The sequence below is a fragment of the Kribbella sp. WER1 genome, assembly GCF_054189145.1.
In genome coordinates this window covers 3699104-3713180 of record NZ_CM135186.1, presented here as the reverse complement: position 1 = coordinate 3713180, position 14077 = coordinate 3699104, and the positions used below count along the sequence as shown (strand labels likewise).

The 14077-nt window shown below is 70.2% G+C and carries 13 protein-coding genes; 7 read left to right on the top strand and 6 right to left on the bottom strand.

Going from position 1 to position 14077, the window contains the following annotated elements; genetic code table 11:
- Window positions 1–101: 101 nt before the first annotated feature.
- From ACXJJ3_RS17970 to eccD, 5 genes are read right to left on the bottom strand one after another with little or no spacing between them, the layout of a single operon-like run.
- Complete coding sequence (locus tag ACXJJ3_RS17970) at window positions 102–1094, bottom strand: hypothetical protein (protein WP_458171313.1); 993 nt, start codon at window positions 1092–1094, stop codon at window positions 102–104.
- Complete coding sequence (locus ACXJJ3_RS17965) at window positions 1091–2290, bottom strand: hypothetical protein (RefSeq protein ID WP_458171312.1); 1200 nt, start codon at window positions 2288–2290, stop codon at window positions 1091–1093. The genes ACXJJ3_RS17970 and ACXJJ3_RS17965 overlap by 4 nt, the downstream gene beginning before the upstream one ends.
- 12 nt (window positions 2291–2302) lie before the next feature.
- Window positions 2303–2617 carry a hypothetical protein gene (locus ACXJJ3_RS17960; RefSeq protein ID WP_458171311.1) on the bottom strand — a complete coding sequence of 105 codons (315 nt, stop codon included), beginning with the start codon at window positions 2615–2617 and terminating at the stop codon, window positions 2303–2305.
- Window positions 2618–2634: 17 nt separating this feature from the next.
- Window positions 2635–4050 carry a type VII secretion protein EccB gene (eccB, locus tag ACXJJ3_RS17955; RefSeq protein ID WP_458171309.1) on the bottom strand — a complete coding sequence of 472 codons (1416 nt, stop codon included), beginning with the start codon at window positions 4048–4050 and terminating at the stop codon, window positions 2635–2637.
- 3 nt (window positions 4051–4053) lie between these two features.
- A complete protein-coding gene (eccD, locus tag ACXJJ3_RS17950) occupies window positions 4054–5358 on the bottom strand; it encodes a type VII secretion integral membrane protein EccD (RefSeq protein ID WP_458171308.1) in 1305 nt (434 codons plus the stop codon).
- Between the two features lie 114 nt (window positions 5359–5472).
- On the opposite strand from eccD, the gene eccCa reads away from it, so the two are divergent.
- From eccCa to ACXJJ3_RS17925, 5 genes are all read left to right on the top strand, one after another.
- On the top strand, window positions 5473–9342 hold the full coding sequence (eccCa, locus tag ACXJJ3_RS17945; RefSeq protein WP_458171307.1) for a type VII secretion protein EccCa: 3870 nt from the start codon (window positions 5473–5475) through the stop codon (window positions 9340–9342).
- Complete coding sequence (locus tag ACXJJ3_RS17940) at window positions 9342–9779, top strand: hypothetical protein (RefSeq protein ID WP_458171306.1); 438 nt, start codon at window positions 9342–9344, stop codon at window positions 9777–9779. The genes eccCa and ACXJJ3_RS17940 overlap by 1 nt, the downstream gene beginning before the upstream one ends.
- Window positions 9776–11233, top strand: coding sequence for a hypothetical protein (locus ACXJJ3_RS17935; protein WP_458171305.1), 1458 nt, complete (start codon window positions 9776–9778; stop codon window positions 11231–11233). The genes ACXJJ3_RS17940 and ACXJJ3_RS17935 overlap by 4 nt, the downstream gene beginning before the upstream one ends.
- 121 nt (window positions 11234–11354) lie before the next feature.
- A complete protein-coding gene (locus ACXJJ3_RS17930; protein ID WP_458171304.1) occupies window positions 11355–11732 on the top strand; it encodes a hypothetical protein in 378 nt (125 codons plus the stop codon).
- A 14-nt stretch (window positions 11733–11746) separates the two neighbouring features.
- A complete protein-coding gene (locus ACXJJ3_RS17925; protein ID WP_458171303.1) occupies window positions 11747–12040 on the top strand; it encodes a hypothetical protein in 294 nt (97 codons plus the stop codon).
- 43 nt (window positions 12041–12083) lie between these two features.
- On the opposite strand, the gene mycP is transcribed toward ACXJJ3_RS17925, so the two are convergent.
- Window positions 12084–13283 (bottom strand): type VII secretion-associated serine protease mycosin, encoded by a 1200-nt coding sequence (mycP, locus tag ACXJJ3_RS17920; RefSeq protein WP_458171301.1) that lies wholly within the window; start codon window positions 13281–13283, stop codon window positions 12084–12086.
- Between the two features lie 102 nt (window positions 13284–13385).
- Here mycP and ACXJJ3_RS17915 point away from each other — a divergent pair, with 102 nt between their 5' ends.
- Complete coding sequence (locus ACXJJ3_RS17915; RefSeq protein ID WP_458171300.1) at window positions 13386–13712, top strand: YbaB/EbfC family nucleoid-associated protein; 327 nt, start codon at window positions 13386–13388, stop codon at window positions 13710–13712.
- A complete protein-coding gene (locus ACXJJ3_RS17910; RefSeq protein WP_458171299.1) occupies window positions 13709–14071 on the top strand; it encodes a hypothetical protein in 363 nt (120 codons plus the stop codon). The genes ACXJJ3_RS17915 and ACXJJ3_RS17910 overlap by 4 nt, the downstream gene beginning before the upstream one ends.
- Window positions 14072–14077: the final 6 nt, after the last annotated feature.

The window sequence follows — 14077 nt, the reverse complement described above, 5'->3', positions numbered from 1 at the left end:
ATGGCGAACACCAGAACCATCCCGGCCGGTCGTCCAGCGCGGATCTTGCGGCTGTCCACGCGTGATACAGCCGATACAGCGGCTGTCCAGCGGCCGCTGTATCAGGGCAGAGCAGCCAGAAAAGCAGCCCGGTGCCGTCCGGTCTGTGGGACCGCGTCCGGCGCCAGTGGAGCGTCTGCTGGAGCAAGAACGAGCGCATGGTCCAGGTCACTGGACGTACTGACGACCACCGCTCCAGGTTGCTGCAAGGCGAGGTGGAGGGGCACGGTGTACATCCGGAAACGAGCAGGGCCGACAGCCAGCGCGTCCCACTCCTCGGTGAGCTGTTCAGGGGCCAGAGCGGCCAGTACTTCGGCCAGCTCGGCCGGATAGAGCGGTACAGCCCGGAAGTTGCGGCGGCGCATCCGCCTGGTCAACCGGCGGACTGTGTTCGTCAGCAGCAGCTCCAGCTCGGTGTCCCGCGGACGGTCGGCGGAACGCAGCGCGGTCAGCGCGATCCAGGCCCGGCCGGGCCGCCGCAGCAGCTTGAGCCGTACGCCGCTGTTCTCGTCCAGCAGCTCCGCCGGGGTCAGCTCCGGCGGTACGTCGGTCTCCAGCAGCACCGTGAGCCCATCCGACCGGACGATGGTGCCAGCCCCGTCCTCGAGCTCACCCCGTACCCCGTCCGTCCCGTGGAACCGGGTACCACGCGCCAGGTACGCGACGGCGAGGTACAGCCACTGGTACGACCACAGCCCGCGCCGCCAGCTCGCCGTGAGTCCGACGATGACCAGCCCGACCACCGCGGCGACAACAGCCGCCACCCAGCCTCGGCCGATCGCGGCAGCGACCACACCGGCCGCGAGCTGCCAGCTGACCACCTGCCCCAGCCGCACGCGCGGTGTCCGCCGTACGTCGACCCGCGGCGTAGCAACGGGTGTCGCCGTAGCAACAACTGGCGGCACAGGCACCGGAGGAGCCGGCCGTACGACGGGCCGGGCCGGTGGCGGCGTCGGGACAGCCCGCGGCGGCGCCACTGTACTCGTGACCGCCCCCGCGACCGCGGGGACAGCCGTAGCCGCGATCTGCGGGGCTGAGGTCGGAGTGGTCGTCACGTGAACAGCTCGTCATCCAGAGCAGGCCCCGCGGCGGTACGGCGGCGTGCCGGCGGCAGGGTGAACTGCTCGTGCGCCGTACGGCCCTGGAGGTCGGACTGGACGCCCGTACGACGCAGGGTCTCCTCGGAGCTGCGCTTACGGTTGCCAGGGCGGCTCTCGTTCGAACCGCCACCGCCACCGCCTGACATCGGCGGGGCGATCGTCGGCATCGCCTTGGCCGCTGCCGACGCCGCAGCCCGCGCAGTACCGCCGGCCAGCGCCGGTTCCGTCCCGGCCGCGATCCGTGCACCTGCAGAACCCAGGCGGCCCGGCGTTGGGGTCGCCGTCGAGCTGGTCAGCGCCCCCAACGACCCGGCCAGCGCAGCCGCGGGCAGCCCGCCCGGCAGGCTTCCTCCAGTCGAGGTGATCGCGGACACCGGCTCGGGCAACGTGGCCGGCGGAGTGGCCGTCCCGCCCGCCAGCGTCGGCAGGTCGGAGTGGATGAGCGTCCCGGGCAGGTTCTTGAAGTCCGGCAGCTTGGTCGTCGACCCCGGCGTACCCCCGAGACCGCTCGACTGCATCAGCCCGGTGACGGTGGTCAGCAGACCGACGCCCTTGTCCATCACGTTGAACAATTTCTCCGTCGCGTCCAGCACCTCGGACGCCGGTACGGCGGGAACCGGCGACGCGGGCGTCGGCGCCGCATCGGCACCCGGCCCCTGCCAGCCCTGAGCCGGCGGCGGCACCGCGGTCGGGGCCTGCATGACCACGCCGACCGCCTCCATCATCCCGGCGCCGACCTGCTGCAACCCGACCGCGACCTGCGCGGCGAACGGCCCGATGATCGGTACGGCGCTCAGCGAGACCGCGGTGTCGTACCCGCTCTGGATCGCAGGCATCACGGTCTGCGCCGCGTTCAGCGCCGTACCGCCGAGCCGGAGGGCGGCCGACATCGCCCCGGTGTACGCGGACCATTCGCCGAGCGAGGCGAGGCTGCCGATCACCTGCCCGTTGAACGCGACCTGCGACACCGAGCCGATGCTGAGCGGCCAGGTGGCGATGGCGGCGTTCGCGGCGCCGAGGTCGCCGTGGGTGGCGAGCAGTTGCTGACAGGCCGAGCCCCACATGTCGGCACCCGCGTGCCAGGGCTCGGCGCGCTGCCCGTAGAGCATCGCCGCCATCGTGTTGAGTTCCATCCCGAAGTACGCACCCATCGCGGTCCCCAATCAGTCCGGGAGTTCGTCGGCCAGCGCCCGGTGCACGGTCGCGTTGGCCTGGTCGGCGGTCTCGAAACGGCTCGCGATCGACAGCGCGGAGTCGATCAGCGAGGCGATGCCGTTGGTCGCCTGCAGCGTGACGGTGCCGGTGTGCTCGGCGCAGAACCGGACGTGCGCCTCGACGGTCACACTCTCCGGCATCGGACCGGCCAGCGGCGGTGTCGCCTGCACCGTGCCGGAGACCGGGGTGACCGTGGCCAGCGGTGCGAGCGCCGCGAACTGCCGCAGCTCGTCGGGCACCACCGTCAGTGTGCCGATATCCATACTTCCTCCTAGATTCATCAGGGGCCGATCGGGTACGTCGCCGCGGACGGGTCGAGCGCGTGGCCTGCGGGCATTCGGCTGATCAGTTCTGCGGGCAGCCGCACGACGGGCGGCTGGGTGTAGCCGAGAACGCCCAGTACGTCCCGGCTGGCCAGCTGGTACCGCCGGCCGAGATCACTCACGAAGGACAGCGCCCCCGACCCGGCTGGCTGCGCAGGCGACGCCATGGACTCCACGACGGCCCCGTGGCCCGGCGGTACGACGACCACGTCAGCCAGCGGCAGCCCGTTCGCATCGCGTCCGGCTGTCGCTCCGGCATCACCTGCTGACGGGAGCGAACCGGCCAGCGTGAACCGCGGCCGGAACTGGCCGTCCGCGAACACCGCGCACAAGGACGCCCCTGACGAGTCCGGTCGTGCAAACGTCGGCCTGGTGGCCGGTAGCGCGGAGTCGGCGGTGGTAGTACCCACGCCGCCGGACACCTGCGCCACCACAGCCGGATCCAGCGGAACGGCGACCGGCACAGCACCCGGGTACGCCGCGCGTGTGGCTGGCGCTGAGCGTTGTACGTCGTACTGCAATGACGTGATCGCGACCAGCCGGTCCCGCTGCAGCAGGTAGTACTGTCCCTGGCCCGTCGACGTCTGGACGACGTACAGCGTGCCGACGCGTCCTGGTCGTAGCAGGGCGGACGGGGCGCCCGCGCCGGGGACGGAGATCGGGCCGAGCGCCGGGCCGGACGGAATGAGGTCCAGCCAGACGGACGGGACCTGGATCCACGCCTCGTCGTTCAGGGCGAGTGCTGCCGCGACGGTGGCCTGTTGCTGGATCAGATGCCGATAGCCGTGCCAGATCAGGTACCGGCGTCCACCGGGGCCGACGACGAGCAAGGAGTCCGCCGACGTACCGCCCCGCTCAGTTCCGACCAGAAGAACCGACTGGACGATCGGGCTGCCCGAGGAGTCGGTGCCTGGCTTGGCGCACATCGACCAGCCGTCGCCGAGCAGTCGTCCCTTGTCAGGCAACGAGTCGGGCGCGTCCGCGATCCCTACCCGCTGGCCGCGCGGTACACCGAGCAAGGACTTCGCCGACACCATCAACGGCGCGCTGTACTTGTTCGCCAGCAGCAATGCGGACACGTAATTCGCAGCTGGGTACAGGACGCCGTCGCGGTACACGTACCGGGTGCCTGTCTCCTTCTCGACGATCACGTGGTCGCCCGACTTCCACGACGTCTTCCCACCCGGCGACAGCTGCCCGTAGACACCTGAGCCGACCAGCACGAGTACGGCGAGCCCGATCCCGACGAGCATTGCCACGATGCCGCGGCGGAACGGCGGGTACTCCGGGTCCGTCTCGCGCAGCAGCAACGCATGCGTCATCCGTTGCTTGACGAACTGGTGTGACTGCAGCTGATCCCGCTTGGACGCCATCGGTCACCCACCCAGCCCACGGACGTACGCGTACAGCCCGAGCACCCACAGCACGACGGGAACGACCAGCAGCACCAGTACGACCTCGGCCAGCTCGGCGTACCGCGCCAGGTACGCCCCCGGCCGGTGCCGCGCGTACCAGAGCCCGAGGAACCCAGCCACCACCGCAAACATCAGCAGCAGGTACGGCGACTGCACCAGCAGGCAGCCGAGTCCGACGAGACCGGCGACGACCAGACTCAGCCGATGCGCCACCACCGGCAACAGCCGCGCCCGGAGCAGGCAGATGCCGACAACCAGCACCACCAGCAACCGCCCGGGCGTGGACGAGGACCGGGCCAACACAGAGAGGCAGCAGGCGAGTCCAATAGCCAGCCCGGCGAGGATGCCCGTGTAGAGCGCAGCAGATCGCAGTACTGCGGCGTGCACCAGACGGCGAGGTGGTTGCGGTGCGTCGGCCAACAGATCCGCCGTACTGGTAGGCAGCACGGGCTTCGGCAGCCGTCCCAGCCGCATGGCCAGCGGTGCTGCGACAGGTATCAACGCGACCGCCACGGCACCGACGACGGCAGCTGCCCTCGTAGCGTCCAAGGCACCGCCCAGCCAGCCTGCAACGAGTGCGAGCGCTCCTAAGGTGACAGCTGCCACGAACACTGCGGTATGGCGAGCAATACCGACGTAACCGAGCAGCCCGAACAGAAGGAGTGCGGCGCCGCCTGCAGTCAGCTGTGGTGCGCCGAACGACGGCAACTGGATCAACAGCGCTCCACCGGCAACCGCGAACACCAAGGAGACGGCGCCCGTCATCGCAGCGGCGGCCGCGTCGCCGACAGCACGCGACAGCAGGACCCCGGTAGCCATCAGCACGCCCGCGACCACAAGAGCGAAGTACGCGCTGTGCATGAGGATCAGACAGGCCAGTAATGCGGCGGTTGAAGCGAGCAGGCCACACCAGCGACTCGCTCCCGGCGTCCACGCGCGGCCGCCGGACCGGGCGTCGGTGGCTATCGCGTCGACCAGGTCGTCGTACTCCAGCTCCGGCCAGTGCTGGTGGGCCGGGGCGAGGTGCAGGATCTCCCCGTCGCGGACGCCCTGACCGGACAGGTCCAGGTGCGTCTCCAGGGCTTCGCCGTCGGGACGGCGCAGTACCCAACCGCCTTGCAGTGCGCCGAAGTCGGCGAGGTCGTCGCCGGCGTGCCGGAGGATCCCGGGCAGCACCTCGGCCACCGTCGACCGCTCCGGCAATGCCAGGTCGATGCGGCGTTCGGGTGCGTCGATGGTGACCTTGACCAGTCCACGAATGCTCACGTCCGTCACCGTGACACGCGCTGAACCACCAAACCGGACGGCTGCAGCTTGTGGACAGTCCGCTAGTGGCCGTCACCTCCTGCAGGTCGGTTACGGCGCCTAGCGTCCTGGAACATGTCCACAGTCATCGTCAGCAGACCGCCGCGGCGCGAGGGTCCCGCGTTGCCGAGCGGCGACGTCACGCTCGACCCGCCGCCGGCGCTGCCGCGTCCGGCGGGCAAGCAGCTCTCGCAGTACGTGATGATGGTGCCGATGCTCGCCGGCGGCGGGGCGATGGCGTTGATGTACTCGACGCTCGGCGGTGGCGGCAAGATGAGCTATATCGTCGGCGGGCTGTTCGGCCTGTCGGCGTTGGGGATGGCCGCGGTCGCGTTCGCCGGCCAGGGCGCTCCACGGCGGGAGATGGCGCGGGCGCGGCGCGGGTACCTCAGACACCTGTCCCAGCAGCGCATCCGGGCTCGGCGGGCTGTCGTACAGCAACGTACTGCGCTCTCTTACCTGCACCCGGACCCGACACAGCTGTGGACGTTGGTGGAGAGCTATCGGCTCTGGGAGCGGCGTAGGAACGACCCTGACTTCGCCATCGTGCGTGTTGGGACAGGAGCGCAGCCACTGGCCACACCGGTTGCACCACCGGACACGGTCCCGTTGGAGGAGCTGGAGCCGTTGTCAGCGGGTGCATTGCGTCGTTTCATCACCACGTACTCGTCTGTGCCCGGGCTGCCGGTGGCGATGGCGCTGCGCGGTTTTTCCCGCGTGTACGTCGACGGCGAGCCGGACCGTGCTCAGAGCCTGGCGCGTGCGCTGGTGGCGCAGTTGGCTACGTTCCACTCACCGGACGACCTGCTGATCGCGGCTGTCATCGGCCCGGAGACCAGAGCGGACTGGGAGTGGCTGAAGTGGCTGCCGCATGCACACCACCCGGACAAGTCCGATGCTCTGGGTCCCATTCGCCTGATCAGCAAGAGCGTTCCGGACCTGGAGTCGGTGCTGGGCGACCTGCTCGGGCAGCGGCCGCGGTTTGACCCGGCCGCGACGGGCCGCGTTGACGGGCCGCACATCGTCGTACTGATCGACGGCGGGGACGTACTCGGCTCTGACCACCTCGTGACCGGCAACGGCGTAGAGGGCGTCAGCGTCATCGACCTGACCACACAACCGCCACGGCTGCTCGACAGGTCAACCGTGCTGCTGGACGTCGCCGACGACGGCGCACTGACCAGCGTGACGATGGACGGCGACTCTGACGTCGGTCTGGCGGACAGCTTCACCATCCAGGACGCTGACGCTCTGGCCCGTCTGCTCGCGCCGCTGCGGCTTTCGGCCGGGGGAGACGGTGAAGAGAGCTTTGCGTCGGTGTTCGGCCTTACGGACCTGTTAGGGCTCGGAGACCCGTACAACTTCGACCCTGCACAACGCTGGGGTCCCAGGCCGAACCGGGACCGCCTGCGGGTCCGCTTTGGCGTCACGGCGGACGGTACGCCGGTAGAGCTCGACCTGAAGGAGTCCGCGCAGGACGGGATGGGCCCGCACGGCCTCCTCATCGGTGCGACCGGTTCAGGCAAGAGCGAGCTGCTCCGGACGCTGGTACTCGCATTGGCTGCCACCCACTCGTCCGACAGCCTCAACTTCGCCCTGGTGGACTTCAAGGGCGGTGCCACGTTCACCAAGCTGGACAGGCTTCCGCACACGAGTGCAGTGATCACCAACCTCAGTGAGGAGCTGGCACTCGTCGACCGGATGTCCGACGCGATCGGCGGTGAGCTCATCCGCCGGCAGGAGCTGCTGCGCCGGGCTGGCAACTACGAGTCGGTCCGCGAGTACGAGCTCGCCAGAGCGGCCGGAGCCGACCTGCCGGAGGTGCCGACGCTGCTGGTGATCTGTGACGAGTTCTCCGAGCTCTTGTCGGCAAAGCCCGACTTCATCGACATGTTCAACCAGATCGGTCGCCTGGGACGCGCTCTCGGCGTACACCTGCTGCTGGCGAGCCAGAAGCTGGAAGAGGGGCGCCTACGTGGGCTGGACGCGCACCTGTCGTATCGGATTGGTTTGCGGACGTTCTCGGCGATGGACAGCCGCGTGGTGCTCGGTATGCCGGACGCGTACGAGCTGCCGCGCGCGCCGGGGCATGGGTTCCTGCAGATCGGTACGGAGACGCTTGTGCGCTTCCGGTCGGCGTACGTGTCCGGTGTGCATCGGGCGGCCGCTCACACGGTCTCCAACGAGGTTGCGGACGACGTGGCCGAGTACACCAGCGCATACGTGTCGATGCCGGCCGCTGAGGTCGAAGAGCAGCCGGAAGACGACGGCGTTGGTGAGAAGTTGCTCGACATCCTGGTGGATCGCCTGGAAAACAAGGGAAAACCGGCCCATCAGATCTGGCTACCGCCGTTGGACGACCCGCCGTCGCTCACAACGCTGCTGCCTGCGTTGACCGTCGACCCGGACCGAGGGCTCACGGTTGCCGCAGCCGCCGCGCAAGGGACGCTACGGGTACCGATCGGCCTGGTTGACAAGCCATTGGAGCAGCGGCGTGATCCGCTCACCGTGGATCTCGCAGCCGGCGCCGGTCACGCGGTCGTCGTCGGCGGTCCACGCAGCGGCAAGAGTACGGCGATCCGCACGCTGGTGTCGGCGCTCGCGTTGACGCACACGCCACGCGAGGTGCAGTTCTACTGCCTGGACTTCGGCGGCGGCTCGCTCGCGGGACTCCGGGAGCTGCCGCACGTCGGCGGCGTCGCGTCCCGCCTGGACGTCGGCGCCGTACGCCGGACGATCGCCGAAGTACAGCAGCTCCTCGTCCAGCGGGAGCGGTACTTCGCCGAACACGGCGTCGAGGGCATGACGTCGTACCGGCAGCGCCGTGCGGCGGGGGAGTTCACCGACGACCCGTGGGGCGACGTGTTCCTGGTGATCGACGGGTGGTCCGTGCTGCGCTCGGACTTCGAGGACCTCGAGGCGACGCTCGGCGAGATCGCCGGCCGCGGGCTCGCGTACGGCGTGCACGTGGTCGCGACCTGTTCGCGCTGGTTCGACCTGCGCGGCACGATCCGCGACCTGTTCGGCACCCGGATCGAGCTGCGGCTCGGTGACCCGTCCGACTCGGTGATCGACCGGCGCGCGGCGATGAGCGTACCCGCCGACAAGCCCGGCCGCGGCCTGGCCGACAAGGCGCAGCACTTCGTGATCGCCACCCCGGACGCCGACCTCGGTCCGCAGCTCGCGGCCGCCTGGCCGGTGTCGGGCGCACCGCGCGTACGGCTGCTGCCGCTGCACCTGCAGGAGGCCGAGCTGGCCGCCGTACTGCGGCGGAAGCCCGTGCAGGGGTTGCCGATCGGGCTGGCCGAACGCGACCTCGGCGCGGTGTCCGTCGACCTCGAGGCCGACCCGCACTTCCTGCTCTTCGGCGACACCGAGTCCGGGAAGACCGGGTTCCTGCGCTGGATCGGCCGGTCGCTGATCGAGCGGTACCGGCCGGAGGAGGCGCGGATCATCCTCGTCGACTACCGCCGGACGCTCGGCATCACCGGCGAGCACGTGATGGGCACGTTCTCCGAGCCGCGCGGTGTCGAGGCGATGGTCGCCGACCTGGTCCCGGTCCTCGAACGCCGCCAGTCCGGCGACTGGACCGGGCCGCAGATCCACCTGCTGGTCGACGACTACGACCTGGTCGTCGGCCAGACCGGCAACCCGCTCGCCGGCCTCACCGACTACCTGGCGCACGGCCGCGACATCGGCCTGCACCTGATCATCGCCCGCCGCAGCGGCGGCGCCGGCCGGGCGATCTTCGAACCGCTGATCGCCCGCCTCCGCGACCTCGGCACCCCCGGCCTGCTGCTCAGCGGCGACCGCTCCGAAGGCCCCCTGCTCGGCACCACCAAACCCGAAACCCTGCCCCCCGGCCGCGGCCGCCTGGTCGCCCGCCGCGGCGACACCCAACTCGTCCAACTCGTGCAACCCGCCGAGGACCCGAACGGAGCCTGATGACCGACCTCGACTTCAACGCCGACGAACTGACCAAGTTCAGCGGGATCGTGCACGACATCAAGGTCCCGGGCTTCGCCGACGAGAGCGGACCCGACCTCGGCAACGGCATCCGGGGCAGTGACGTGGCGGTGACCAAGTACGCCGCCGTCGCGGGCGCCGCCGAGTTCTACCTCGACCGTGCGCGCCGCGGTCTGGAGGCGTTCGGCCAGGTGACCCGCGACATCGCGCAGCAGTTCGGCGACACCGACCGCGTGAACGCCGACGCGCTGCAGAAGGCCTGGACCGACGAACACGGACCGCTGCTCGGCAACCGCAACGCCGACACGCCGCCGCCGCTGCCCGCCGAACCCGATCCGGCGAAGCCGGCCAACTCGGTCCCGCCGGAGATCCAGCAGCAGATCATCGACGGGTACGAAGGGAAGCCGGTCCGATGAACGCGATCCCCGGTCTGATCGGACCGTACACGGGCTGCACCGACGTCCAACTGATGCACGACGATCTCGCGCGGCAGCTGTCGCTGCCGTGGCGGAACGACGCGCAGCACTGGACAGACGCGGGTACGAAGCTGCACGACGCCTCCGGTCAACTCGCCGGCGCGCTGAACAACATCCAGGTCTGGCGGCGGAGCAGCGGTTCCGACTCCTGGAAGACCTTCAACACCGAGGTGACCCAGTCGGTCACCTTCCTGGAGGACTGGAAAGCCCAGACAGCCAACGTCGCGCAGCGGATGACCAGAGTCGCGGAAGTACTGGACAGTGCGCGCGAGGTGATGGACCAGTACCTGACGGAGTGGAAACAGGCCGACGAGGCGCTCAAGTCCGACAACGAACTGGTCCGCAACATCGGCAAGGTCGGGAAGGAACAGGTGAGTCTGCAGGCGTCCGTCCAGATGAACATCCTGTCCGAACTGCTCGGGATGGTGTTCGACGGCCTGCAGGCGGACTTCGCCAAACACGACTGGCCGGGGCCGGAGGTCGCCAAGCCGGGCGGCGGTGGAGACGCCCCACCGACCAAGGACCAGGGCGGCGGCGGTGACCAGGCCAAGGCCGGTGGCGGCACCGGTACCGACGGGGGTGCGCAGCCGAAGGTGTCCGCGGACGACAAGAACCCTGCGGACAAGAAGCCGGACGACAAGCAGCCGGAGGCCAAGGATCCGATTGAGGAGGCCGGGAAGTTTCTCGACGTGGTGGCGAAGGTGCCGGAGATCGCGGACAAGGGGATCACCGCGCTGCAGCACCTGAAGGACCTGCTGACCCCGAGTACGCCGGCGACCACGACCACAGTGCCGACGACGACCACCACGGACCCGGCGAAGTCGTCGATGGACGGGCTGGTGGCCGATCATCCGTCGCTCGCCGGTGGGACCACGGCGACCGCGCCGACGTTCCACCCGAGTCCGACGCCGCCCGCGGTGACCGGTGACGGGCTGACCCATCTGCCCACGGGCTCGATCGGTGGCATCGGCAACAGTTCGCTCGGGCACCAGTCGAACACGAAGGAAACCACGCCTGTCCAGAAATCGACGACCGTGGCCGGCAGTGCGGGCTCCGAGCCCACGTTGGCCGGCAAGACGTCGACGACCGGGGCGGCGACGACCCAGCAGAGTACGCCGCCGATGTACCCGCCGCAGAACGGCGGTATGGGGGCCGGAGGCAACGGTGCGCGCGACATCAAGCCGGGCGCCGGGGCGAACCGCAAGCCCGGGTTCAACGTCCCGGCCGAGCAGAGCGAGACCGAGCGGATGCGCCGCAACGGTGTGCAGTCCGACCTGCAGGGACGCAACGGCGAGCAGCGCGCGGCCGGCGTACCGCAGCGCAAACGCAGGCGTACGGCGACCCGTGCGGTCGAGCGCGACGTACTCGACGAAGACCTGTGGCGGATCCAGTAGCCGCCGCACAACCGGCCATCCGATGGCCGTAACCGGTACCCGCCGGGCGACCGGCGGGCACCGACCTAGCGTGACACCGACCGGTGATCACGTGCCGGCAATCCAGCAGAGGAGGAACACCATGCCCGGTGTGCAGACCGAAAGCGCCAGGATGGTGCAGACGGCCGCGGAGGCAGCCCGGATCGGCGACGCGCTGAAGGCCGTGATGACCATGCTCGACAACTCGATGAGCGGCCTGACCACGATGGACGGCGAGATCAAGAACGTCTTCTGGCGGGGCCATCACAACCACCTCGAAGCGGTCGACCAGCTGTGCGCGAAGTTGCACCGGATGGCCGACGGCATCTCGACGTCGAAGACGGCGTACGAGACCGAGGACGCCAGCAGCCAGGCGGCGTTCAGCCGGCTCGGCTCCGAAGGTGCCGGCGGCGGGCCGGTCGGCGGCGGCGGTGGCGGCGGCGGGTCCGTTGGCGTGTCCATCGATACCACGGTGCTCTAGGAAGGGATGCAGTCATGATGCTCAACTATCCGTTCGACCGGATGGCGCAGGGCGCCGTCGACATGGTTGCCGCGAACAAGCAGGTGACCGATCTGCAGGAGCAGTTCCAGACCGCGATGCGGTCGCTGCTGGACGCGTGGAGCAGCCAGGCAGGCTCGCCGCAACTCCAGCAGGTGCAGCAGCTCTGGGTTCAGGCCAACGAGGAGATCAACATGGTGCTCGGTCGCCGCAGCACCGCGCTCGACGACTCGTGGATCGGGATGAAGCGCGCCGACAACGTCGCCGCGAACGCGCTCGACCAGGTCTGAGAACGGCGCGAAAGGCCCGGCCCCCGCAGAGGGGGCCGGGCCTTCAGCTTGCCCGCCAGCCGCGTCGTCGGCCGAGCGGTACGACGACCGCGACGATCAGCACCGCCCCCGCGAAAACCCCGGCGAACAAGGCGATCCGGCCACTCTGATGTCCCGCGGAATCCCAGACCGCGGTACGTCGTTCCGCCGCGGCGTCGGCCTTCACCGGGCGGACCCGCGGCAGCGCGGCGGGCTTCGCGGCGGCGAGGACGTCCTGCACGGCCCGCGACGGGTTCACCACGCCCGCGCCGTACTGGTCGGCCGGACCGGGCGCGGGCGTCGCGGTCGCGATCAGCCGGTTCGCCACCGCGCTCGCCGACAGCGTCGGATCGGCCGAGCGGACGAGGGCCGCCGTACCGCTGACGAAGGCCGCGGCGAAGCTGGTGCCGTCGTAGTACCGGTGGCCGCGAACCCGGGTCGCCGCGAGGACCCCGCCGCCGGGCGCGCAGATGTCGACGTACGACCCGACCTGCGAGTTGGACAGCCGGGTGCCGTCGATCGTGATCGCGCCGACGCCGACGACACCGGGGTACGCCGCCGGGTACGTGACCGGGTCCGCCCCTTGCTGGGCGTGCGCGTTGCCGGCTGCCGCGACGATCAACGCGTTGTGCCGCTGCGCGTACCGGACGGCGTCCCGGACCGGTTTCAGGTCGGAGTACATCGACAGCGAGATGTTGATCACCGAGGCGCCGGCGTCCGCGGCGTACCGGATCGCGCCCGCGAACACGGTGGCGTCGACCGACTCGCCGGTCTGCTCGCTCGCGTCCCGTTCGCTGACCCGGATCGGCAGGATCCGCGCGCCCGGCGCGACCCCGCGGAAGCCGATCCCGGCCGCCGGACGCGCCGCGATGATGCTCGCCACCGCCGTACCGTGCGAGACGCAGTCGAAGTTCGCCCGGAGATCGCCGGGCGTCAGCAGGTCGCGGCCCGGCAGGACGGCACCGTTGAGCTGCGGGTGGTCCGCGTCCACACCGGAGTCGATCACCGCGACGGTCACGCCACGGCCGTCGACCTGCGGCGGCACCCGGTCCGGCGCCAGCCAGGTCTGTGCCCAGGGCAACTTACTCACCGGCGTTCCACCGGCTTCGGCGTTCTGGCACAGGCCTGCCGGCGGTAGCGCGACCGCGGTCGGCGTCATCATCGGCAACCCGGCGAGCAACACCCCGGCGGCGGCCGCGGCCCAGCGGCCCGTTCTGACAGTCATCACGTTCGCGACGCTAGGCCCCGTCCCGATCGGGCCACGGGTTCTGACCCCTTGTGGCCAACCCCTGACCACGACCGCCATCCCCAACGGACCCTTGTTCCCATGGAACCCTCGGAGACCGGACTCGGCCGGCAGTTGGCCGCGATCGGCCTGCAGAACGAGCTCGAGCGTTCGCTGGCCGCGATGAACGCCGTTCAGACCGAGCTCGAGTCGGTCACCGCGACCGCGGTCTCGCCGGACCGGCTGATCAAGGTCACCATCGGCGCCCACGGCGACGTCCGGGAACTCGAGTTCGACCCGGACGTCTTCGGTACCCACGACCCGCAAGGCCTCGCCGCCGCGATCGTCGCCACGCTGTCCGCGGCCAGTACGGCGGTCGCCACCAAGATCGCCGAGCGGTACGACGACCTCGTGGAGCGGCTGTCATGACCGACGTCGACCTGCAGGCCGTGTACGGCGCCGCCGAAGGAGTGCTCCGCACCGGGATGGACGCCGGCCCGGCGCTCACCGCCGCGCTGAACGGGATCGGCACCGAGTCGGTCCGCTCGGCCTGCGGCGACGACGAGACCGGCCGGGCGATCTTCGACGGCTTCACCGCCCGGATGGCGGGCCTGACCGACGCCGGGACGTCGCTGCAGCAGAGCATGACGAACATCGCGGCCGGCCTGGCCGGTGCCGCGAACCTGCTCCGGCAGACCGACGGCCACAACGCCGAGGCGATCCAGGCCGCCGACCTCGGCCTGCAACCGAACGGCAAGCCGCTCCCGGCCACGCCCGACCCGACGTAGCCCGCG

Coding starts and splice junctions, on each gene's coding strand:
- eccB (WP_458171309.1), bottom strand. CDS start 4,050: ATGGCGTCCAAGCGGGATCAGCTGCAGTCACACCAGTTCGTCAAGCAA.
- ACXJJ3_RS17910 (WP_458171299.1), top strand. CDS start 13,709: ATGACCGACGTCGACCTGCAGGCCGTGTACGGCGCCGCCGAAGGAGTG.
- ACXJJ3_RS17965 (WP_458171312.1), bottom strand. CDS start 2,290: ATGGGTGCGTACTTCGGGATGGAACTCAACACGATGGCGGCGATGCTC.
- ACXJJ3_RS17940 (WP_458171306.1), top strand. CDS start 9,342: ATGACCGACCTCGACTTCAACGCCGACGAACTGACCAAGTTCAGCGGG.
- ACXJJ3_RS17960 (WP_458171311.1), bottom strand. CDS start 2,617: ATGGATATCGGCACACTGACGGTGGTGCCCGACGAGCTGCGGCAGTTC.
- ACXJJ3_RS17915 (WP_458171300.1), top strand. CDS start 13,386: ATGGAACCCTCGGAGACCGGACTCGGCCGGCAGTTGGCCGCGATCGGC.
- ACXJJ3_RS17930 (WP_458171304.1), top strand. CDS start 11,355: ATGCCCGGTGTGCAGACCGAAAGCGCCAGGATGGTGCAGACGGCCGCG.
- eccCa (WP_458171307.1), top strand. CDS start 5,473: ATGTCCACAGTCATCGTCAGCAGACCGCCGCGGCGCGAGGGTCCCGCG.
- ACXJJ3_RS17935 (WP_458171305.1), top strand. CDS start 9,776: ATGAACGCGATCCCCGGTCTGATCGGACCGTACACGGGCTGCACCGAC.
- mycP (WP_458171301.1), bottom strand. CDS start 13,283: ATGACTGTCAGAACGGGCCGCTGGGCCGCGGCCGCCGCCGGGGTGTTG.
- ACXJJ3_RS17925 (WP_458171303.1), top strand. CDS start 11,747: ATGATGCTCAACTATCCGTTCGACCGGATGGCGCAGGGCGCCGTCGAC.